The sequence below is a fragment of the Agrobacterium sp. M50-1 genome (assembly GCF_049843495.1).
Lineage (GTDB): Bacteria > Pseudomonadota > Alphaproteobacteria > Rhizobiales > Rhizobiaceae > Agrobacterium > Agrobacterium radiobacter.
On sequence record NZ_JBBHZH010000004.1, the window covers coordinates 517,060 to 537,657 of the forward strand.

18 protein-coding genes and 1 other annotated feature are annotated in these 20,598 nt (G+C 59.9%); of the genes, 14 read left to right on the top strand and 4 right to left on the bottom strand.

Features of this window, described 5'->3' with window-relative positions:
- The first annotated feature begins 98 nt into the window (after positions 1-98).
- Both WDZ78_RS13005 and WDZ78_RS13010 read left to right on the top strand, forming a co-directional pair.
- Entirely contained in the window at positions 99-2,204 is a 2,106-nt protein-coding gene (locus WDZ78_RS13005; protein ID WP_425673228.1) for a methyl-accepting chemotaxis protein, read from the top strand.
- A gap of 77 nt (positions 2,205-2,281) precedes the next feature.
- Positions 2,282-2,337, top strand: a sequence feature (sul1 is cis-regulatory element that is thought to sense ions involved in sulfur or methionine metabolism; They are found in Alphaproteobacteria).
- A gap of 74 nt (positions 2,338-2,411) precedes the next feature.
- Positions 2,412-3,893, top strand: a complete 1,482-nt coding sequence (locus tag WDZ78_RS13010) for a SulP family inorganic anion transporter (RefSeq protein ID WP_425673229.1) — start codon at positions 2,412-2,414, stop codon at positions 3,891-3,893.
- Positions 3,894-3,935: 42 nt separating this feature from the next.
- Here WDZ78_RS13010 and WDZ78_RS13015 read toward each other — a convergent pair whose 3' ends face one another.
- Positions 3,936-5,126, bottom strand: coding sequence for a hypothetical protein (locus WDZ78_RS13015; RefSeq protein ID WP_020009443.1), 1,191 nt, complete (start codon positions 5,124-5,126; stop codon positions 3,936-3,938).
- Between the two features lie 229 nt (positions 5,127-5,355).
- On the opposite strand from WDZ78_RS13015, the gene parC reads away from it, so the two are divergent.
- Positions 5,356-7,608: a DNA topoisomerase IV subunit A gene (parC, locus tag WDZ78_RS13020; RefSeq protein ID WP_020009442.1), complete on the top strand. Its 2,253-nt coding sequence runs from the start codon at positions 5,356-5,358 to the stop codon at positions 7,606-7,608.
- 97 nt (positions 7,609-7,705) lie between these two features.
- Here the strand turns inward: parC and WDZ78_RS13025 are convergent, their stop codons facing one another.
- The 3 genes from WDZ78_RS13025 to hemB all read right to left on the bottom strand — a co-directional run bounded on the left by WDZ78_RS13025 (position 7,706) and on the right by hemB (position 10,212).
- Positions 7,706-8,464, bottom strand: a complete 759-nt coding sequence (locus tag WDZ78_RS13025) for an arginyltransferase (protein ID WP_003502198.1) — start codon at positions 8,462-8,464, stop codon at positions 7,706-7,708.
- Positions 8,465-8,641: 177 nt separating this feature from the next.
- The gene (locus WDZ78_RS13030) at positions 8,642-9,100 is read right to left on the bottom strand and encodes an RDD family protein (protein ID WP_020009441.1); all 459 of its coding nucleotides are present in this window, start codon (positions 9,098-9,100) and stop codon (positions 8,642-8,644) included.
- Between the two features lie 98 nt (positions 9,101-9,198).
- On the bottom strand, positions 9,199-10,212 hold the full coding sequence (hemB, locus tag WDZ78_RS13035) for a porphobilinogen synthase (RefSeq protein ID WP_425673230.1): 1,014 nt from the start codon (positions 10,210-10,212) through the stop codon (positions 9,199-9,201).
- 173 nt (positions 10,213-10,385) lie between these two features.
- Between hemB and WDZ78_RS13040 the strand changes: the two genes are divergently transcribed.
- The 11 genes from WDZ78_RS13040 (at position 10,386) to WDZ78_RS13090 (ending at position 20,563) form a co-directional block, all read left to right on the top strand.
- Positions 10,386-10,823, top strand: coding sequence for a DUF6163 family protein (locus tag WDZ78_RS13040; RefSeq protein WP_003502204.1), 438 nt, complete (start codon positions 10,386-10,388; stop codon positions 10,821-10,823).
- Positions 10,824-11,057: 234 nt separating this feature from the next.
- Positions 11,058-11,567: a transcriptional regulator LdtR gene (ldtR, locus tag WDZ78_RS13045; protein ID WP_026363448.1), complete on the top strand. Its 510-nt coding sequence runs from the start codon at positions 11,058-11,060 to the stop codon at positions 11,565-11,567.
- A gap of 385 nt (positions 11,568-11,952) precedes the next feature.
- Entirely contained in the window at positions 11,953-13,284 is a 1,332-nt protein-coding gene (locus tag WDZ78_RS13050) for a L,D-transpeptidase family protein (protein ID WP_020009439.1), read from the top strand.
- 351 nt (positions 13,285-13,635) lie between these two features.
- A complete protein-coding gene (glyA, locus tag WDZ78_RS13055; protein ID WP_425673231.1) occupies positions 13,636-14,925 on the top strand; it encodes a serine hydroxymethyltransferase in 1,290 nt (429 codons plus the stop codon).
- A 12-nt stretch (positions 14,926-14,937) separates the two neighbouring features.
- Positions 14,938-15,417, top strand: coding sequence for a transcriptional regulator NrdR (gene nrdR / locus WDZ78_RS13060; protein ID WP_003502218.1), 480 nt, complete (start codon positions 14,938-14,940; stop codon positions 15,415-15,417).
- A 2-nt stretch (positions 15,418-15,419) separates the two neighbouring features.
- The gene (gene ribD, locus WDZ78_RS13065; protein WP_425673232.1) at positions 15,420-16,664 is read left to right on the top strand and encodes a bifunctional diaminohydroxyphosphoribosylaminopyrimidine deaminase/5-amino-6-(5-phosphoribosylamino)uracil reductase RibD; all 1,245 of its coding nucleotides are present in this window, start codon (positions 15,420-15,422) and stop codon (positions 16,662-16,664) included.
- On the top strand, positions 16,664-17,275 hold the full coding sequence (locus tag WDZ78_RS13070; RefSeq protein WP_425673234.1) for a riboflavin synthase: 612 nt from the start codon (positions 16,664-16,666) through the stop codon (positions 17,273-17,275). Before ribD ends, WDZ78_RS13070 begins: the two co-directional genes overlap by 1 nt.
- Positions 17,276-17,559: 284 nt before the next feature.
- A complete protein-coding gene (locus tag WDZ78_RS13075) occupies positions 17,560-18,192 on the top strand; it encodes a LysE family translocator (protein ID WP_020009434.1) in 633 nt (210 codons plus the stop codon).
- Positions 18,193-18,369: 177 nt separating this feature from the next.
- Positions 18,370-18,816 (top strand): 6,7-dimethyl-8-ribityllumazine synthase, encoded by a 447-nt coding sequence (gene ribH, locus WDZ78_RS13080; RefSeq protein ID WP_020009433.1) that lies wholly within the window; start codon positions 18,370-18,372, stop codon positions 18,814-18,816.
- Positions 18,817-18,820: 4 nt separating this feature from the next.
- Entirely contained in the window at positions 18,821-19,318 is a 498-nt protein-coding gene (gene nusB, locus WDZ78_RS13085; RefSeq protein ID WP_020009432.1) for a transcription antitermination factor NusB, read from the top strand.
- Between the two features lie 21 nt (positions 19,319-19,339).
- Positions 19,340-20,563: an MFS transporter gene (locus WDZ78_RS13090; protein ID WP_425673236.1), complete on the top strand. Its 1,224-nt coding sequence runs from the start codon at positions 19,340-19,342 to the stop codon at positions 20,561-20,563.
- Positions 20,564-20,598: the final 35 nt, after the last annotated feature.

Below are 20,598 nucleotides of genomic sequence, written 5' to 3' on the forward strand. Positions count from 1 at the left end.
TTGTCATAAAACCTTAATTAAACTGACAAATCCGGTAGAGGAGTTCTTAAGCCTTCTCGATCATTCATCCCATCGTGAAATCTGCAAACGAGGGTTGAATGTTTTCGCTGGTCTCGACGTTCAAAATTGCGCATCGCGTATCCATGCTGGCCCTGGCTGCGCTGTGCGGGATCGCCGTCATCGCAGGCATGCTGCTCTGGCAAAGACAAATGGAGGCGCGTTATCGCGTCGCTGAAGAGACGCTGATCGAGCGCGACGGAGTGCTGGCGGCGCTGGAAGACGGTTTGCATGAAAGCCGTCTTCACCAGAGAGACTTCCTGCTGACCCGTGATATGAAATCCGTCGGGCAGTTTGACCAGACGATGGATCAGGTCCGGCAGTCGTTGAGCCATCTTGAAGGCGGCGCGACCTCGCGGACCCGCGCGCGGCTCGAAGCGCTCACTGAGGGCGCGATAGTCTATTCCGATAGCATAAAGGCCCTTGTTGCCAAGAACAGGGAGCTGGGCCTAACTCCCGCGGAAGGTCTTGAAGGCGCCATGCGCAATGGCGTGCATTCCATCGAGAAACTCATCGACGTCGTCGCCAATGCCGAAATCCGCGCCAGCATGCTGATGATGCGACGGCACGAGAAGGATTTCATCCTGCGGCGCGAAGCGGCCTATGTGACGAAACACGCGGCGGAAGTGGAAACCTTCAAGGCGCTGTTGAAGCTGGCATACCGGCCGGGCGCCGAGCGTCAGCGCATCATGGATGCACTGGAAATATATACCGCCTCGTTCCGCTTTTACGCTGCGGCCGTGCTGGAGGAGGAGAAGGCGCGCGAAACTGTCGCCTCCGCCTATAATGCCCTCTTGCCTGTCGTCGCCGAAATTTCCGCCACTTACCGGCAGGAGCGAGATGCAAGCGCTCTCGCGAACAGCGTTGCGGCGGAAAGAACGGTTTCGATCGTCGTCGCCCTTATTGCGCTGACCGTGGTAAGTCTTTTTGCCGGGGTCTACCTCATCGGCCGCTCGATCACCCGCCCGGCGACCGCGATCACGGGGGCTATGCGTCGTCTGGCCGAAGGTGAAACCGAATTTGCCGTTCCCGGTCTCCAGCGTGGGGATGAGTTCGGCGCCATGGCGCATGCGCTGGAAATCTTCCGGCAGGCCGCCATCGCAAAGATCGAACTGGAGGCGCAGGCGCTCGCAGCCCGGCGGCAGGCCGAGACCGAAAAGGCGCTTTTCCAGCTTGAGGCGAAAGCCGAAGCACAGGCGCGGTTGATGCAGGCGACCACCGGGCTTGCGGCGGCGCTTCGCCGCCTCGCAGGCGGCGATCTCTCCTTCGAGCTGAACGAGCCTTTTGCCCCGGATTTCGAGGCGTTGCGCCGTGATCTCAACCAGACGATCCGCCAGCTGGATGCCGCCATGTCCGGTGTCGTGCAGTCGAGCGTAGCCATCAATGGCGGCAGCCAGGAAATCAGCGAGAGCGCTGCCGATCTCGCCCGTCGTACCGAGCAGCAGGCCGCCTCGCTGGAGGAAACCGCCGCCGCGCTGGATGAATTGACGGCGAATATCCGCATCTCGGCGGAGCGCGCCGTGGAAGCCCGCGCAATCGCCCATTCGGCCGACAAGGATGCCAACCGCACGGCCAATCTCGTCGTTGACACCGTAAGCGCGATGGAAAAGATCGAACAATCCTCCGGCAAGATCGGCAATATCATCGGCGTTATCGACGAGATCGCTTTCCAGACAAACCTTCTCGCCCTCAATGCCGGCGTGGAGGCTGCGCGCGCGGGTGAGGCGGGACGCGGTTTCGCCGTCGTCGCGCAGGAGGTGCGGGAACTCGCGCAGCGCTCGGCAAGGGCGGCTGCCGAAATCAAGGCGCTTATCCAGACCTCCGGTAAAGAGGTGAAGGAGGGAGCGCGGTTCGTGCGGGAAACGGGCGCTGCGCTGTCGCGCATCGGCGGCTCGGTGAAGACGATCAACGGCCATATCGAAGCCATTGCCGCTGCCACGCATGAGCAGTCACTGGGCCTTGCCGAAATCAACACCGCCGTCAATCATCTGGATCAGGGCACGCAGCAGAACGCCGCCATGGTCGAGGAAAACAATGCCGCGAGCGCCATGCTGGCGGGCGAGACCGCGCGTCTCAAGGAACTGGTTCATCAGTTCCGGCTGAGCGACGTGGAGGCGAGGGGTTATGGCGGGCGCGAAGCGGCCTGAGACCCGACATCAGTCATCGAAAAGCGGGCGCGTAACTTGCGGCCCGCTTTTTTGCCGTTTATAGCTGGGCCACTCACCACGGACCCGGTGAAATCCCGGGTGGCTCTTCTGGCCGCCGATCCGCCAGACAACGCAAAGCACCGACATTCCTTTTCAATCTACCGGACATGGCTCCGGCCGGTGCGTCATTCTTTGCGAAAAAATCAGATGAACAGATTTCAGACTTACAGACGCGAGTGGTTTTCCAATATTCGCGGCGATCTCCTTTCCGGTATTGTCGTGGCGCTCGCCCTCATTCCGGAAGCCATCGGCTTTTCCGTCATCGCCGGCGTCGATCCCAAGGTGGGGTTGTTCGCCTCCTTCGCCATTGCCTGCGTTTCCGCCTTCACCGGTGGTCGTCCGGGCATGATCTCAGCGGCAACCGCCGCGACAGCCGTCTTGATGGTGACGCTCGTCAAGGAGCACGGGCTGCAATATCTCTTTGCCGCCACCATCCTGATGGGCGTACTGCAAATCCTGGCGGGTCTTGTGAAACTCGGCCGGGTGATGCGCTTCGTCTCGCGCTCGGTCATGACCGGTTTCGTCAATGCGCTGGCGATCCTGATTTTCATGGCGCAATTGCCCGAGCTGATCGGCGTGCCGGTCGAAACCTATGTCATGATCGCCGCAGGACTTGCGATCATCTATCTTTTCCCGCTGGTTACGAAGATTATCCCGTCGCCGCTGGTCGCCATCATCACTCTCACCTGTGTTGCCGTCTTCTCCGGCATGGATATCCGCACGGTCGGCGATCTCGGTGAGTTGCCCTCGACGCTGCCGATATTCGCCCTGCCGCAAGTGCCGCTGACCTTCGAGACGTTACAGATCATCTTTCCCTATTCCGTCGCGCTCGCCGCCGTCGGCCTGCTGGAATCGCTGCTGACGGCGCAGATCGTCGACGACATGACGGATACGGGCAGCAACAAGAGCCGGGAATGCATCGGGCAGGGGACGAGCAACATCGCCTCCGCCCTCATCGGCGGCATGGGCGGCTGCGCCATGATCGGCCAGTCCGTCATCAATGTCAGTTCCGGCGGTCGTGGCCGCTTGTCCACCTTCGTGGCGGGCGCTTTCCTGCTGTTCCTCATTCTGGTGCTTGATGATCTTGTGCGCATCATTCCGATGGCAGCCCTGGTGGCTGTCATGATCATGGTCTCCATCGGCACATTCTCGTGGCGCTCCATCCTCGATCTGCGCCGCAACCCGCCATCATCAAGCATCGTCATGCTGGTCACGGTCGGCACGGTGCTTGCGACTCATGATCTTGCAAAGGGCGTGCTGGCCGGCGTCCTTCTCTCCGGTGTGTTTTTCGCAGGCAAGGTGTCGAAACTCTTCCATGTCCGGCCGGAGCTTTCGGCCGATGGCCGGGAGCGGGTCTATCGCGTCGATGGCCAGATTTTCTTTGCCTCGACGGAAAGCTTCATTGCCGCCTTCGATTTTGCCGAGGAGGTTGAGACGGTGACAATCGATGTCACGCAGGCGCATCTGTGGGATATTTCCGCGGTTGGCGCTCTGGACAAGGTGGTTCTGAAATTCCGCAAGGCCGGCAGGCGGGTTGAGGTGATCGGCGTCAATGAGGCGAGCGCCCACATGATCGACCGCTTCGCCCTGCACGATAAACAGGATGGCGCTGCCGCGCCGCTGCACTGAGTGCAAAAGAAAAGCCCCGGCATGACCGGGGCTTTTTTAGTTTTATTCGTTTGCCGTCACCGTGACGCCGAGCATTTTCGGCAGGGTGTTCGGCGCGCCCATCGCGGCGCCCATGATCATCGGGAAGGGAACCGGCTTTTCCGGCTCTGCCGTGATCGAGAGGTTCTTCGGATTGTCGATATAGGCGTTGATGGCCGCCGACACCATGTTCTGCAGCTCCGGAACATTGAGCGAGGCCATCATGATCGGCGCCATGCCCTTGATGGTCTGGGCAAGCTGGTCGCTCGTCATGCCCTGCTGGCTTGCCGCATAGTCGATGGCGCGTTTGGTGATGCTGGCGTCTTCGAAGCTGATTTCGGCGTTGATGAAGGAAAGCTGCTGCATCAGGCCGAGCATGGCAAGGCTTGCTGCCTGGTCCGCCTGTTCCTTGTTCGGATTGGCGGCCTGCGCCTTTACCGTTTCCTGCATCGACTTGATGAAGGCGAGCGTGTAGCCGGAGAAACCGAACGACATGTTCAGGCGGCCGACATCATCGAGGTCGATGGCGTATTCTTCAACATCGATAGTACCGGAGGCCACTTCCCAGCTGCCGCTCATGGTCATGTCGCCGGAGAGCGCCTGCAGCTTCAGCTTTTCGATCGCGTCCTTGGTCGCAGGATCAGTGACTTCGCTGAGATCGGCCTTGAAACCGGATGCGTCGAGTTCGAAGCCGATAGAGTTCTTGTCATCGCTGACGGACATCGTCGCGCTGGTTTCCTCAAGCGAGAAAGCCGGCTTGCCGTCGACAGAAACGGAAATCGGACCGCTATGGGCTTCATCGTAGAACATCAGGGCGTCGACGGTGCCGGTGGTCGCATCGCCCGGAATGACGAGGCCGGACATGTAGATGTCGCTCGCCTTGATCTCAACCTTGTCCTGCTTGTAGTCGATATTATCGAAACGGGCGTTCTTGATCTTGTAGCCGCCGTTGTTTTCCTCGACGCCTTCGAGCGTGATGTTGCCGACCGGGATCTTCTTGGCCGGATCGGCGGCCGCGTTGAAGGTCACGCTGTTCAGGGTCACCGTCGAGCCGTTGACGGCCACGGAACCGGCAGCGATCTCGCCGCCCTGCGCGGCATAGGCCGCATTGATCTTCTTCAGCACATCCCCGCCATCCAGCGCGAAAGCCGGCGCCGAAAGCGTAAGAAGCGCGGCGCTCGCGAAAAGAACCTGCCGGGTGGATTTCAGTCTCATGATGTTTCTTCCCTCAACGTACGGCTGTACACCGTGTCCGAATTCGAATGTTGATACTTATATTCGCGATTATTCAAAGGTCTATAGGATTTAGATCGATTCCCATGACGGCGGCATTGCGGCATTTGCAACGCGGTTAACAAAAAATCGCATGACAGGGGTGCTTTCATCCACAGGGCACACCCCTGAATTTCTTGCCGGGAATCGGCATTTCCGCTAGTCAAGCACCATGGGAAAAAATCTTGTACCTCCGTCCGGCGGAGACGATAACATTCATCCGGTCGATTTGAAGGCGGCGCTTGAAGAGCGTTACCTTGCTTACGCATTGTCCACGATCATGCATCGTGCGCTGCCGGATGTGCGCGACGGCCTGAAGCCGGTTCACCGCCGCATCATCCACGCCATGAGCGAGATGGGCATCCGCCCCAACTCGGCCTTCAAGAAATGCGCCCGTATCGTCGGCGACGTGATCGGTAAGTTCCACCCGCATGGCGACCAGTCGGTCTATGATGCGCTGGTGCGTCTGGCGCAGGATTTCTCCCAGCGTTATCCGATCGTGGACGGGCAGGGCAATTTCGGCAACATCGATGGCGACGGCGCCGCTGCCTATCGTTACACCGAAGCGCGCATGACCGATGTGGCGGCGCTGCTGCTTGAGGGCATTGGCGAGGATGCGGTGGATTTCCGCGCCACCTATAACGAGGAAGACGAAGAACCGGTGGTCCTGCCGGGCGCTTTCCCGAATCTTCTGGCCAACGGTGCCTCTGGCATTGCCGTCGGCATGGCGACATCGATCCCCCCGCACAACGCCCATGAACTGTGCGACGCGGCCCTCCATCTCATCAAGCATCCTGATGCGACGGTTGAAAAGCTGGTGGAGTTCATTCCCGGCCCCGACCTGCCGACCGGCGGCGTGATCATCGAAAGCCGCGAGAATATTCTCGATGCCTATAAGACGGGGCGCGGCGGTTTCCGCGTGCGCGCCAAATGGGAAACGGAAGATCTCGGACGCGGCGGTTATCAGATCGTCATCACCGAAATTCCGTTTCAGGTGCAGAAATCGCGCCTGATCGAAAAGATTGCCGAGTTGCTGCTCGCCCGCAAACTGCCGCTGCTCGAAGATGTCAGAGACGAATCCGCCGAAGACGTGCGCATCGTGCTGGTGCCGAAGAGCCGCACCGTCGATGCGACGCTGCTGATGGAATCGCTCTTCCGCCTGTCTGACCTCGAAAGCCGCCTGCCGCTCAACATGAACGTGCTGTCGCTTGGCAAAGTGCCGAAGGTGATGGCGCTGAACGAGGTGCTGAGCGAGTGGCTGGCGCACCGCAAGGACGTGCTGGTCCGCCGTTCCCGCCACCGTCTCGCGGCCATCGACCGCAGGCTCGAGATTTTGGGCGGCCTGCTTGTCGCTTACCTCAATCTCGACGAGGTGATCCGCATCATCCGCGAGGAGGACGAGCCGAAACAGGTGATGATGGCGAAATGGTCTCTGACGGACAATCAGGCCGAAGCCATCCTCAACATGCGGCTGCGCAATCTGCGCAAGCTCGAGGAATTCGAAATCCGCAAGGAATTCGACGAACTCAGCAATGAGAAGGCTGAAATCGAGGGGCTGATCGCTTCCGATGACAAGCAGTGGCAGACCGTCGCCTGGGAAATCGGCGAGGTCAAAAAGAAATATGCCAAGGCAACCGAGATCGGCCGCCGTCGCACGCAGTTCGCGGACGCACCGGATGCCGACATAGAGGCCATCCAGCAGGCGATGATCGAAAAGGAACCGGTCACCATCGTCATTTCGCAGAAGGGCTGGATCAGGGCGCTGAAGGGGCACATGTCCGATACGTCGGCCTTGACCTTCAAGGAGGGCGATGGCCCGAAGCTCGCCTTCCCGGCGCAGACCACCGACAAGCTGTTGCTGCTTACGACGGGCGGCAAGGCCTATACGCTCGGCGCAGACAAGCTGCCGGGCGGTCGCGGCCATGGCGAGCCGATCCGCATCATGGTCGATATGGAGAACGATCAGGATATCCTGACGGCCTTCGTCCACGATCCGTCACGCAAGTTGCTGCTGGTCTCCACCGCCGGCAATGGCTTCATCGTGGCCGAAAACGAGATGGTCGCCAATACCCGCAAGGGCAAGCAGATCATGAATGTCTCCATGCCTGATGAAGCCAAGCTCGCGGTGCCGGTGACGGGTGATCATGTCGCCGTGGTCGGCGAGAACCGTAAGCTTCTGGCCTTCCCGCTGTCGCAGGTGCCGGAAATGTCACGCGGCAAGGGCGTGCGCCTGCAGCGCTACAAGGATGGCGGCGTTGTCGACGTGAAATGCTTTGCGCTCGCCGAGGGTCTGAGCTGGTCCGACACGGCCGGTCGTCTGTTCACCAAGGTCGGTGAGGAATTGCGCGAATGGCTGGCCGACCGCGCCACCGTTGGCCGCACCGTGCCGAAGGGCTTTCCGCGCAGCGGGAAGTTTGGTGGGTAATATCTGAAAGACGTCCTCGGAGATTGTCTGGGGGCGTCTTTCCCGCCTTTGTTTCGCTGTCCAAGCCGAACATGTGCTTCAGGACTTGGCGAACCCATTATTCTCCTTCGGGATGGTAAACCTCCCACCCGCGCGGCGTCAGATGCTCCTGCGGATGATAGCGGGTTTTGTACCCCATCTTTTCCGAACCATCGACCCAGTAGCCGAGATAGACATGCGGCAGGCCGAGCGCGCGCGTGCGGGTGATGTGGTCGATGATCATAAAGGTGCCCAGCGAGCGCTTTTCGAGATCGGGGTTGAAGAAGGAATAGACCATAGACAGGCCGTCGCTCATCACGTCGCTCAGCGCCACGGCCAGAAGTTCGCCGCGCTTGCTGGAATCGATGCCGGAGCCGGGTTCGCGCACGCGATATTCGATGATGCGGGTGTTCACATGCGTGTCTTCCACCATGATCGCATAGTCGAGCGCCGACATGTCGGACATGCCGCCGGACTGGTGCCGGTGGTCGAGATAACGGCGAAACAGCGCGAATTGTTCGGTGGAGGGCTCGGCGGCGTGCACCGTGGCCACGACATCCCGATTTGCGGCCAGTACACGCCGCATCGATTTCGTCGGCTGGAACTGTTCGGTGAGGATGCGCACGGACACGCAGGCGCGGCAGTTTTCGCAGGCCGGTCGATAAGCGATATTCTGCGAGCGCCTGAAACCGCCCTGGGTCAGAAGATCGTTCATTTCAGAAGCGCGCGGGCCGACCAGATGGGTGAAGACCTTCCGCTCCATCTGGTTCGGCAGATAGGGGCAGGTGGCCGGCGCCGTAAGATAGAATTGAGGAGAGGGCGTCGCCTGCGTGTTCATCGAACCGTGATCGCCTCCTGCGTCTGTTATGAAAGCGCGCCGCGATTTCACGGGGTTGGCGGCGACGCTTCAAGCGACATGCATAATGCCACAGAATGGCAAAATGACGGAAAACGTCAACTGCGGGATGAGGTATTTGACGCGATGAAAGCCACGTTTCCGTGGCTTTCACCGATATCAGCGCGTTCTGACGATAACGGTGCCGAGCAGGAAGTCGTGAACGAGGCGCGAGCGCTCGGTAAACAGGCCTGCAAGCAGGATCAGCGGCGTCAAAACCGAGTTGATGACCCAGAAAAGCACGATATGCACGGTCGAAAGCAGGAAATCGATTCGCCGCCCGTCCATGCGCGCCATCGCGATCCCCATCGCCCGCATGCCGGGAGTGGCCTGCGACGGACCGCCAAGCGTCATGCCGAAATAAAGCACGGCAACGATGACGAACAGCGCCGGGTAAAGGAAGAAGCCCAGGCCAAGCGTGATCACGCCGAGAAAGAAGACGATGACCGCGGCCGGGATGCACAGAAGCAGAACGATCGCGTAATCGATCACGAAGGCGAAGACCCGCCGGCTCAGGACGCCGCTATAGGCGCGCCAGTCGTCCGGTGCGATATAGGTGGGGTTCTGGTCGAGGTTCATCGGTCGTTTTCTCCTGAGAGGGTATGACAGCGCGGCATGAATGCCGTGTCAGCAGACAATATGGGAAGAAAACGACCGAATACAATAAGCGTCGGCTGTCAGCCCTTTGCCAGTTTGCGTGCGGCCTCGATGGCGAAATAGGTGAGAACGCCATCGCAGCCCGCGCGCTTGAAACAGAGAAGCGTTTCCATCATCACCCGCTCGCCGTCGATCCAGCCATTCATGGCCGCAGCCTTGATCTGGGTATATTCGCCGGACACCTGATAAGCGAAGGTTGGCAGGCCGAAATTCTCCTTCAGCCGCCAGCAGATGTCTAGATAGGGCAGGCCGGGTTTGACCATCAGCATGTCGGCGCCTTCCTCCACGTCGAGTGCTGCGTCGCGGATCGCCTCCATGCCATTGGCTGGGCTGATGTAATAGCTCGCCTTGTCGCCCTTCAGCAGGCCGGCGGTGGAGATGGCCTCGCGATAAGGGCCATAATAGCCGGAGGAAAATTTCGTCGCATAGGACATGATGCCGACATTCTGGTGTCCGGCGGCATCGAGCCCCCGGCGGATGGCGCCGATGCGGCCATCCATCATCTCCGACGGTGAGATAATGTCGGAACCGGCATCCGCCTGCAGGATGGCCGCCTTCACAACCTGTTCGACCGTTTCGTCATTGACGATCTCGTCGCCACGCAGAATGCCGTCATGCCCATGGCTGGTGAAGGGATCGAGCGCGACATCGGTGATCAAGCCGATATTTGGCACGGCTTTTTTGACCGCGGCGGTCGCCTGATTGATGAGATTGTTTGCTTCGAGCGCGTTCGAGCCTGTCTCGTCCCGCAGTTCCATCTCGATATTCGGGAAGGTCGCGATGGCGGGAATACCGAGATCGGCGGCTTCCTTCGCCGCTTCGACCAGCCTGTCGACGCTCATGCGGTTGACGCCGGGCATCGCGGGGATGGGTTCGAGAATATTGCTGCCCGGCACGATGAAGACCGGCCAGATGAGATCGTCAACGGTCAGGCGATTTTCCTGAACCAGACGGCGCGTCCAATCCGCCTTGCGATTGCGCCGCATGCGGCGATGGCCGGTGATCTCGTCGACCAGATGCGTTTTGTCCTGCATGTCAGAATGTCCTTCGGTCAAATTTCGAAAGCTGCATATCATGAAGCGTGGCCCGTGCGAATGCGACAATCTCCCTCATTGCGACACCGCGCCGGCGATCATGCTTTGACAAGGCAGATGGTGGAATTCAATATGGACTGGTCGCCCGCCAATCGAGACCGTATCTTCCGGCCATGGAACCTGATTCTCAACCTCTGCCGAAGCGTCCGCTTGCCGAAATCCTCTTTCTGGTCTTCATGAGACTGGTCGCGGTTTCCTGTTTCTGGTTCGGCCTGCAATATTGGGCGATGCTGACGGGCTACTCGCTTGGCGGCCATGGGCGCTTCGATATGCTGAACCTGCCCTGGCGGGTGGCGGGCAGCGCGCTTGCGGTAATTTTCCCGGTCGCGGCGCTCGGTCTCTGGCTCGGCGCCTCCTGGGGTGCTGTCATGTGGGTCATGGGGGCGGGCGCTCAGATCGCCATGTATAAAGTGTGGCCGCATATCTTCGGCGCCAACACGCTCGTACCCGTGATGCACGGCCTGGTGGCAACCATTTATATACTATTTCTGGTCGCTTTCTGGCTGGATCAGCGCCAAAATGAAGAGCGCGCAAGAATTGATTTACCATAAGAATAAAGCAATTCGGCCCGATTTCAGGCCTGATTTTATCGCTAAGTCATTGATTTATAATGATTGTCTGTGAGCCGTTCCCGCTTCGCCACAAGTTCGGCCCCTTTGGGAAAATGCAGGTAACCATTTGTTAATCGTAGCTTTTAAGTAGAATTTTATGCGCATTGATTAGGTTCTCACTCAAGGCGGGAGACAAACAAACACACCGCCAAACAAAACAGTGAGGCAGTCATGATCAATAGCAAAGTTAAGCCCCAGGCCGTTGTTGCCGATGCACATGAAGATACCATCCGCTCGCTCTACATGGAGTCGCTGCACCTGGTGGAACGTCTCCACCGCCGTCTCCTCGATGTCATCAAGGACGAGTTCGACCGTCAGGGTCGTGATGACGTCAACGCCGTTCAGGCCCTGCTGCTGTTCAACATCGGCAATTCCGAACTGACGGCCGGCGAGCTCCGTTCGCGTGGTTATTACCTCGGCTCGAACGTCTCCTACAACGTCAAGAAGCTGGTCGACCTCGGCCTCATCAACCACCAGCGTTCGCGTGTCGACCGCCGCTCGGTCCGCATCAGCCTGACGGAAAAAGGCCAGGAAATCGCCGAAACGGTTGCCCGCCTTTATGAACGCCACGTCGGCTCGATCGAAAAGGTCGGCGGCATCGGCACCGGCGAGTTCTCCGAAATGAACAAGCTGCTGCAGCGTCTGGACCGTTTCTGGAACGACTCGATCGCTTACCGCCTGTAATAACCGCGACGACCACTGATCGGTCACTGTTTAAGCCGGGGGCATCCTTTTGCTCCCGGCTTGCGGATTCCGCGCCAGGTCACCGCGCATTTTTGCCTGTCAAGTCCGACCCTCAGGCAAGCCTTTCCCCTGTTTTGCAGGCGAACACAGCTTCGTGAGAAGAGGGCCGTGACACGAATCGGCCATATTGATATGGGAGGCGCAAAGGCATAGGAGCCGGCGGTTTCTCCTGCTGTCGTGGCAAGCCTCGACTGCTGTGCCAGACACCAGCGCCAAGATCATGGCGTATCGAGCATTACCGGCCGGCAGACACGTTGTACGTGTTTGTTAATCATATTGATTTAGGCATCGTTGAGAATGCCGAAGAGAGTGGCTGGTAGGTAGAATGACAAAGAAATCCGTTTCCGATTCCGTATCGCGCCGCGCGCTTCTGCGTTCGGCCGTTTCCGTTGGTGCTGCAGCACTTGCCGCGCCGGCCTTTGCTCAGAATGCGCTCAACGATCTCATGGGCTCTTCGCGCCGCGGCAACTGGGATGACCAGTTCGACGCCAATTCATCGCGTTCGGCCGTGGGTGTCGTTTCCAATAACCCGGTTCTCGGACGCGAAGCCCCTGTCTATATGCAGCAGGCGATCATGCAATATCAGCAGATCGTGCAGAATGGCGGCTGGCCGGAAGTGCCCGCGTCCCAGCAGCGCCTCCAGATCGGCGTCTCCGATCCTTCCGTACAGGCTCTACGCCAGCGACTGATGGTATCCGGCGACCTGCCGCGCGAAGCCGGCATTTCCAGCGCTTTCGATTCCTATGTCGATGGCGCTCTGAAGCGTTTCCAGGCCCGTCATGGCCTTCCGGCTGATGGTGTCAGCGGCGAATATACCACGAAGGCGCTCAATGTTTCCGCGCAGATCCGCCTGGCGCAGCTGCAGACCAACCTCGTGCGCATCCAGTCCATGTCGGGCGATCTCGGCCAGCGTCACCTGATGGTGAATATTCCGGCCGCCGCCATCGAGGCGGTTGAGAATGAACGCGTCGTCCTGCGCAACACGGCCGTTGTCGGCCGCGCCAGCCGCCCGACGCATGTCATCAATTCCAAGATTTACGAGGTCATCCTCAACCCTTACTGGACAGCGCCGCGTTCGATCGTCGAAAAGGACATCGTGCCGCTGATGCAGAAGGACCCGACCTATCTGGAGCGGAACAACATCCGCCTCATCGACGGCAAGGGACAGGAAGTTTCACCGACCGCGGTCGACTGGTTCGCGCCGAAGGCCCCGAACCTGATGTTCCGCCAGGACCCCGGCAAGATCAACGCCATGTCCTCGACGAAGATCAACTTCCACAATCCGAACAACGAATACATGCACGACACGCCGCAGCAGGGCCTATTCAACAAGCTGATGCGGTTCGAATCATCCGGTTGCGTGCGCGTGCAGAACGTGCGCGACCTCACGAGCTGGCTGCTGCGCGACACGCCCGGCTGGTCGCGTCAGGAAATGGAACGCGTCATCGCAACCCGCGTCAACACGCCGATCAAGCTGGCGCAGGAAGTTCCCGTTTATTTCGTCTACATCACCGCATGGTCGGCGAAGGACGGCGTTGTTCAGTTCCGTGACGACATCTATGGCAAGGACGGCAATGCCGAACTGGCGCTCAACACCACGGCAGGCATGGAACAGCCGGCCGGCGCGGTGGACGACGATCTCCTGCCGCGCAACTGATCGTCCTTTTCGCCGTCAGCTTGGAATTGTGAGCCAGGGGAGAGGTGGTCGCCGGGAAGCGGCCAACCCCTCCGCCGTCATCCCCGGGCTTGTCCCGAGGCTAATCACCTAGCGTAAAATAGAAGCGTTGCAGATCCTCGGGACAAGCCCGAGGATGACGCGAGTGAGTAGCTCGGCCGCAAATCATCGCAGTGCCGCCTTCATTTTCTGTCGCATCCTGTTTTTCATAAAAACAACTGTCGTTTTTTGTCGCAACGTCGCAGTTTGACGGGCAAATCTCGCTGCCCGTATTGCTCTTGACCGGGCAGGGCGCTAAGACGCCATCGCATTACTGTTTCAGGAGCCTTCACCATGTCGAACACAGATGCTTTCTTCTCCCGTCCGCTTGCCGAAGTCGATCCGGATATTTTCGGCGCGATCGAGAAGGAACTGGGTCGCCAGCGCCACGAGATCGAACTGATCGCCTCGGAAAACATCGTTTCCCGCGCCGTGCTCGAAGCGCAGGGTTCGATCATGACCAACAAATATGCGGAAGGTTATCCGGGCAAGCGTTATTATGGGGGCTGCCAGTTCGTCGATATCGCTGAAGAGCTTGCCATCGAGCGCGCCAAGAAGCTGTTCGGCGTCAACTTCGCCAACGTCCAGCCGAATTCCGGCTCGCAGATGAACCAGGCCGTGTTCCTCGCGCTCTTGCAGCCGGGCGACACTTTCATGGGTCTCGACCTGAACTCGGGAGGCCATCTGACGCACGGTTCGCCGGTCAACATGTCCGGCAAGTGGTTCAACGTCGTGTCCTACGGCGTGCGTGAAGGCGACAACCTGCTCGACATGGACGAAGTGGAGCGCAAGGCCAAGGAAACCCGGCCGAAGCTTATCCTTGCCGGCGGCACCGCCTATTCGCGTATCTGGGACTGGAAGCGCTTCCGCGAGATCGCCGATGAAGTCGGCGCTTATCTCATGGTCGACATGGCCCACATTGCGGGTCTCGTTGCCGGTGGCCAGCATCCGTCGCCGTTCCCGCATTGCCACGTTGCCACGACGACGACGCACAAGTCGCTGCGCGGCCCGCGTGGCGGCATGATCCTCACCAATGACGAGGATCTGGCCAAGAAGTTCAACTCCGCCGTCTTCCCCGGCCTTCAGGGCGGCCCGCTGATGCACGTCATCGCCGCCAAGGCGGTTGCCTTCGGTGAAGCGCTGCAGCCGGAATTCAAGGATTATGCCGCACAGGTCGTCAAGAACGCCAAGGCATTGGCCGAAACGCTGGTCGAAGGCGGTCTCGATGTCGTCTCCGGCGGCACCGACAACCACCTGATGCTGGTCGACCTTCGCAAGAAGAACGCCACCGGCAAGCGGGCGGAAGCAGCGCTCGGCCGCGCCTACATCACCTGCAACAAGAACGGTATTCCTTTCGATCCGGAAAAGCCTTTCGTTACCTCTGGCGTCCGTCTCGGTACGCCGGCCGGCACGACGCGCGGTTTCAAGGAAGCGGAATTCCGCGAAATCGGCAAGCTGATCGTCGAAGTTCTCGATGGTCTGAAGGTCGCCAATTCGGATGAAGGCAACGCTGCCGTTGAAGCTGCGGTGCGTGAAAAGGTCGTCGGCCTGACGGACCGTTTCCCGATGTATCCGTACATGTAAGGAAAAGAGACGATGCGCTGCCCATTCTGCGGTTCCGAAGACACACAGGTCAAGGACTCGCGTCCGGCGGAGGACAATACCTCCATCCGCCGGCGGCGCATCTGCCCGGATTGCGGCGGCCGCTTCACGACCTATGAGCGCGTGCAATTGCGCGAGCTGATGGTCATCAAGAAAAGCGGCCGCAAGCTGCCCTTCGACCGGGAAAAGCTGGTGCGGTCCTTCGAGATCGCGCTGCGCAAGCGCCCGGTTGACCGGGACCGGATCGAGCGGGCCGTCTCCGGCATCGCTCGTCGTCTGGAAAGTTCCGGCGAGACGGAAATTCCCTCGGAAGAAATCGGCCTGCAGGTTCTGGAAGCGCTGAAAAGCCTCGATGATGTGGCTTTCGTGCGCTACGCCTCGGTTTATCGCGATTTCAGCCATGCCGAAGACTTCGAGAACGTGATCGCCGAAATCAACGCCAAGATCGCCCGTGATACGGACGGTGGAGCATAGACGTGACGAGCCGTGCCGATGACGAAAGATTCATGGCGCGGGCCATCGAGGTTTCGCTTCGCCACCAGGGGCAGACGCTGACCAACCCCTCGGTCGGCTGCGTTCTCGTAAAAGACGGAAAAATCATCGCTGAAGCGGTCACCGCCGTGGGCGGTCGTCCCCATGCCGAACGGCAGGCGCTGGAAATCGCCGGCGAGGCGGCCCGTGGCGCCACCGCCTATGTAACGCTCGAACCCTGTTCCCATTGGGGCAAGACCCCGCCCTGCGCCAATGCGCTGGTGGAATACGGCGTCGCCCGTGTCGTGGTGGCGGTGGATGATCCGGATGAACGCGTTTCCGGGCGTGGTTATGCGATATTGCGCGATGCGGGCATTGTCGTGGAAACCGGCCTGCTCCGCGACGAAGGCAAGAGAGCGCTTGCCGGTTATCTCACACGTCAGATGAAAAAGCGCCCACATGTGATTCTGAAGCTTGCCATTTCTGCCGATGGCATGATCGGCAGAAGAGGCGAGGGGCAGGTGGCCATTACAGGGCATGAGGCTCGCCACGCCGTGCATGAACTCCGGGCGCGCTGTGATTGCATCCTTGTGGGTATCGGGACTGCGATTGCGGATGATCCGGAACTGACAGTGCGCGTTGCCGGTTTGGAGGAGCGTTCGCCGGTGCGCATCGTGCTAGACCGACATTTTGAATTGCCGCTGACATCGAAGCTGGTGAAGACGGCGCGCGAAGTTCCGGTGGTGATTGCGGCGTTACCCCCCTCTGCCCTGCCGGGCATCTCCCCCTCAAGGGGAGAGATCGGCAAGGGGCCGGCCGCTCGCTCACATTTTGACCCCGTTTCTCGGTCTCTGACAGTCGATGTCGGGCAAGACAGCGCCCCATCGATCTCCCCCCTTGAGAGGGAGATGCCCGGCAGGGCAGAGGGGGGTAACCCAGAGCTCAAACGCCAACTCCTAACAGACGCCGGCGTCCAAATCCTGCAAGCCCCAACCCTCGAAAACCTCCTCCACATCCTCGCCGAAAGCGGCATGTCGGAACTTCTGGTCGAAGGCGGCGCTTTTGCCGCAAAATCATTCCTTGAAGCTGATCTGGTGGACCGTATCATGCTGTTCGAAAGCCCTGTCGTGATCGGTGAGGGCGGCATTGAAACGCCGCTCGGCCGTGCCGATATCACGGGCGATTATGCTCTGATCAGCGAAATCGCCTATGGGCCGGATCGCTGCTTCGATTATGAAAGGCCGATTTGATGTTTACCGGAATTGTCACCGACGTCGGAACCGTTTCCGAGCTGGAAGCTCTTGCCGAAGGCATTCGTCTGCGGGTGGCGACCAACTATGATCCCAAGACCATCGATATGGGCGCGTCCATCTCCCATGGCGGCATCTGCCTGACGGTGACGAGGCTGCCTGATGATGGCAGCAACGAGCGCTGGTACGAGGTCGAGGCATGGGAAGAGGCGCTGCGCCTGACGACGATCGCCAGCTGGCAGAAGGGTACTCACGTCAATCTCGAGCGGGCGCTCAAGATTGGCGACGAGCTTGGCGGCCACATCGTCTCCGGCCATGTCGATGGCAAGGCGGAAATATTGGCTGTCGAACCGGAAGGTGAGGCGGTGCGTATCCGCCTGCGCGCGCCTGCGCATCTGGCGAAATTTGTGGCGCCCAAGGGTTCCGTGGCGCTGGACGGAACCTCGCTGACTGTCAATGCCGTCGAAGGCACGGATTTCGACGTGCTGTTGATCCGCCATACGCTGACCGTCACCACATGGGGCGAACGCCAGCCGGGCGATTTCGTCAATTTCGAAGTCGACACCATGGCCCGCTACGCCGCAAGGCTTGCGGAATTTCCGTCGGCATAAACCGAAAAAGGTGGCTTGGCGGGTTATCATGCTCGCTGACGCCTCCTCCTCCCGTCATTGCGGCCCTGAGCCGAAATCCAGCCAGCCCAAGTCCTTGGGCTGAAAGGGATCGTCGCCGCGCAGACGCGCATCGACTGGATACCGGCTCAAGCCGGCATGACGGAACCGAAGCGACGAGTAGGCCAAATCGCATATTGGGCGCTGCCTTGCTTCCGATGAAGCTCAAAACACTATAAGACGTCCCTTCAACCGTTTCATCCAAACGGGGGTAGGGGACATACATCATGCCGTCTTTTGAACTGCTGACAGCCTTTTTCGTAACCACCGCTTTGTTTGCCTATATCCCCGGTCCGGCCATGCTTTATGCGGCGGCGCAGACCATGGCGCGCGGCCGGTTTGCCGGGTTGATGGCGGTGCTTGGCATCCATGTCGGCTGCTATTTCCACATTGTCGCCTCTGCCGCAGGGCTTTCGGTGCTGTTTCAGGCCGTTCCCTGGCTTTATCTCGCCGTGAAGCTCTGCGGCGCGCTTTATCTCGTGTGGCTCGGTTTCTCGATGCTGCGCAGCAAGCTTGAAGGTGAGGCGGTCAATCTGACCATCGAGCCGAAGTCGGCGCGCCGCGCCTTTATCGACAGCATCATCGTCGATGTGCTCAATCCGAAGACCGCGCTGTTCTTTCTGGCCTTTCTGCCGCAGTTCGTCGATCCGGCAGCAGCCTTTCCGGTCTGGCTGCAATTGCTGATCCTCGGCATCGCCGTCAATTTCATTTTTTCCTCGGCAGATCTGGTCGGCGTGCTTCTGGCAGGAGCGATGGTCGGGCGTTTGAAGCGTTCCAGCGCGGTGCAGGTGCTTGCCCGCCGCGCTGCCGGAACGGTGCTGATGGGGCTCGGCGTCCATCTGGCCTTCCAGAAAACCTGATTCTCGGGAAGCTGCGCCGGGAGGTTAAAAACCCGGCCAAATGCCCCGCAAACGCGGCCCCTTGCGCCGCTGATATATGAAATTACTTGCCAAAAACAGCCAGCCGTGGTTTGACCGCCGCAAAAGCCGGTATGATCCGGCGTTAAGCTTTTCGGGAAAATCCCCAGGAACCCTCAGATGTCCAAACCTCATCTTCTTATCGTGGAAGCACGTTTTTACGACGATATGGCCGATGCTCTTCTCGAAGGCGCGAAGTTTGCGCTTGATGAAGCCGGCGCCACCTATGACGTCATCACCGTTCCCGGCGCGCTGGAAATCCCTGCCGCGATCGCCATGGCGCTTGACGGCGCCGACAATGACGGCACCGAATATGATGGTTTTGTTGCGCTTGGCATGGTCATTCGCGGCGAGACTTACCATTTCGACATCGTTTCCAACGAATCCTCCCGCGCCCTGATGGACCTCGCGGTCAGCGAATCGCTGCCGATCGGCAACGGCATCCTCACCGTCGAGAATGACGAGCAGGCCTGGGCGCGTGTACGCCGCTCCGACAAGGACAAGGGCGGTTTCGCCGCCCGCGCGGCGCTGACCATGATCAAGCTCAAGAAAAAACTGGGTGGCTGAACGCATGTCGAATGTTGATAATGGCGGCGAACCGCGCCAGCCTTCGGTAAAGCCCGCCAACCAGCGCGGCGCGGCCCGCCTTGCGGCTGTGCAGGCGCTTTACCAGATGGATGTCGGCGGAACCGGCGTGATGGAAGTCGTTGCTGAATATGAGGCGCATCGTCTCGGCCAGGAAGTCGACGGCGATACCTACCTGAAGGCGGACCCTTCGTGGTTCCGTTCGATCGTCTCCGGCGTCGTGCGCGATCAGACGAAGATCGACCCGCTTGTGCGCTCCGCACTTCTGGAAGACTGGCCGCTGTCGCGCCTCGATGCCACCGTGCGCGCCATCCTGCGTGCCGGTGCCTTCGAAATTCTTGAGCGCAAGGACGTGCCGGTCGCGGTCATTGTCACGGAATATGTTGAAATTGCCCGTGCTTTCTTCGAGCATGACGAGCCCAAGCTGGTGAATGCGGTTCTGGACCGCATTGCCAAGCAGGTGCGCGGCGAGGCAAAACGCTGAAGTAAAACAGGTGAGGAAGAGATGAGCGCAGTTTCCGTCCCCGGACTTGAAGTTCAACTGGACGAAGCGAAGCGCAACGTCTTCCTCCTCACCATGGCGCAGGCGATCATGGGATCGGCCGCGCCCTTGAGCTTTTCGGTCGGCGCGCTTGCCGGTTATCAGCTGCTCGGTGCGGACAAGTCACTGGCGACCGCGCCGCTCACCGGCTTTAATATAGGCGTTGCGCTCGGCGCGATCTGCGTGGCGGCCGCCGCCCGCTTTCTTGGCCGCAAGGCAGGCTTCATGGTCGGCGCGCTGATGTGCTCCATCGGCGGCGGCATTGCTGCGGCGGCGCTCTTCCGCTCGGATTTCTGGCTGTTCGCCGTCGGCCTGCTGCTGATCGGCATTTCTGGCGGTTTCACGCAAAAAATCCGCTTCGCCGCGGCCGATGCCTCTCCTTCCTTCTACAAGCCGAAGGCGATCTCCCGGATTCTGGCCGGCGGCATCATTTCCGCCATCGTCGGGCCCCAGCTTGCCATCTTCGGCAAGGATTTGCTTGCGCCGGTCACCTTTGCCGGCGCCTTTCTGGCCCTCGTTCCGCTCGGCCTCGTTTCGATCGTCATTCTGGCATTTCTGAAATTGCCTGACCCCAAGGCTGCCGCCGCCCATGCCGACCCGGTAAGGCCGCTTTCGGAGATTGTCCGCACGCAGCGTTTCGCCACCGGCATGATCTGCGGCATCGGCTCTTATGCCTTGATGACCTTCATGATGACAGGCGCACCGCTTGCCATGGTGGTCGGCTGCGGTTTCCCGACCGAACTCGCCACGCTCGGCATTCAGTGGCACGTTCTCGCCATGTTCGCCCCGAGTTTCTTCACCGGCATGCTGATTTCCCGATTCGGTGCGGAAAAAATCGTCGCTTCCGGCCTCATCGTGCTGATGGCCTGCGCCATTGTCGCGCATATGGGCATAGAGCTGTGGAATTTCTGGGCGGCGCTTATCCTGCTCGGCCTCGGCTGGAATTTCGGCTTCATCGGCGCAACCGCCATCATCACGTCAAGTTACCGCCCGCATGAGGCGGACAAGGTGCAGGGCTTCCACGATATCGTGCTTTTCGGCACGGTGGCGCTGTCGTCCTTCTCTTCCGGCAAGGTGTTTACGGCCTGGGGCTGGTCGGTGATGAACCTCGTCATCTGGCCGGTTGCCGGGCTTTGCCTCCTGCTTGTCCTGTCGCTCATCCTCACAAAGCAAAAAAAAGCCGCCTGAGTTCTGCGCCGCTCTCTACGCCTTTCAAGTTTCAG

Excerpts from the sequence above, each read along its gene's own strand:
- WDZ78_RS13005 (WP_425673228.1), top strand. The coding sequence starts at position 99 with ATGTTTTCGCTGGTCTCGACGTTCAAAATTGCGCATCGCGTATCCATG.
- WDZ78_RS13010 (WP_425673229.1), top strand. The coding sequence starts at position 2,412 with ATGAACAGATTTCAGACTTACAGACGCGAGTGGTTTTCCAATATTCGC.
- WDZ78_RS13015 (WP_020009443.1), bottom strand. The coding sequence starts at position 5,126 with ATGAGACTGAAATCCACCCGGCAGGTTCTTTTCGCGAGCGCCGCGCTT.
- parC (WP_020009442.1), top strand. The coding sequence starts at position 5,356 with ATGGGAAAAAATCTTGTACCTCCGTCCGGCGGAGACGATAACATTCAT.
- WDZ78_RS13025 (WP_003502198.1), bottom strand. The coding sequence starts at position 8,464 with ATGAACACGCAGGCGACGCCCTCTCCTCAATTCTATCTTACGGCGCCG.
- WDZ78_RS13030 (WP_020009441.1), bottom strand. The coding sequence starts at position 9,100 with ATGAACCTCGACCAGAACCCCACCTATATCGCACCGGACGACTGGCGC.
- hemB (WP_425673230.1), bottom strand. The coding sequence starts at position 10,212 with ATGCAGGACAAAACGCATCTGGTCGACGAGATCACCGGCCATCGCCGC.
- WDZ78_RS13040 (WP_003502204.1), top strand. The coding sequence starts at position 10,386 with ATGGAACCTGATTCTCAACCTCTGCCGAAGCGTCCGCTTGCCGAAATC.
- WDZ78_RS13050 (WP_020009439.1), top strand. The coding sequence starts at position 11,953 with ATGACAAAGAAATCCGTTTCCGATTCCGTATCGCGCCGCGCGCTTCTG.
- glyA (WP_425673231.1), top strand. The coding sequence starts at position 13,636 with ATGTCGAACACAGATGCTTTCTTCTCCCGTCCGCTTGCCGAAGTCGAT.
- nrdR (WP_003502218.1), top strand. The coding sequence starts at position 14,938 with ATGCGCTGCCCATTCTGCGGTTCCGAAGACACACAGGTCAAGGACTCG.
- WDZ78_RS13070 (WP_425673234.1), top strand. The coding sequence starts at position 16,664 with ATGTTTACCGGAATTGTCACCGACGTCGGAACCGTTTCCGAGCTGGAA.
- WDZ78_RS13075 (WP_020009434.1), top strand. The coding sequence starts at position 17,560 with ATGCCGTCTTTTGAACTGCTGACAGCCTTTTTCGTAACCACCGCTTTG.
- ribH (WP_020009433.1), top strand. The coding sequence starts at position 18,370 with ATGTCCAAACCTCATCTTCTTATCGTGGAAGCACGTTTTTACGACGAT.
- nusB (WP_020009432.1), top strand. The coding sequence starts at position 18,821 with ATGTCGAATGTTGATAATGGCGGCGAACCGCGCCAGCCTTCGGTAAAG.
- WDZ78_RS13090 (WP_425673236.1), top strand. The coding sequence starts at position 19,340 with ATGAGCGCAGTTTCCGTCCCCGGACTTGAAGTTCAACTGGACGAAGCG.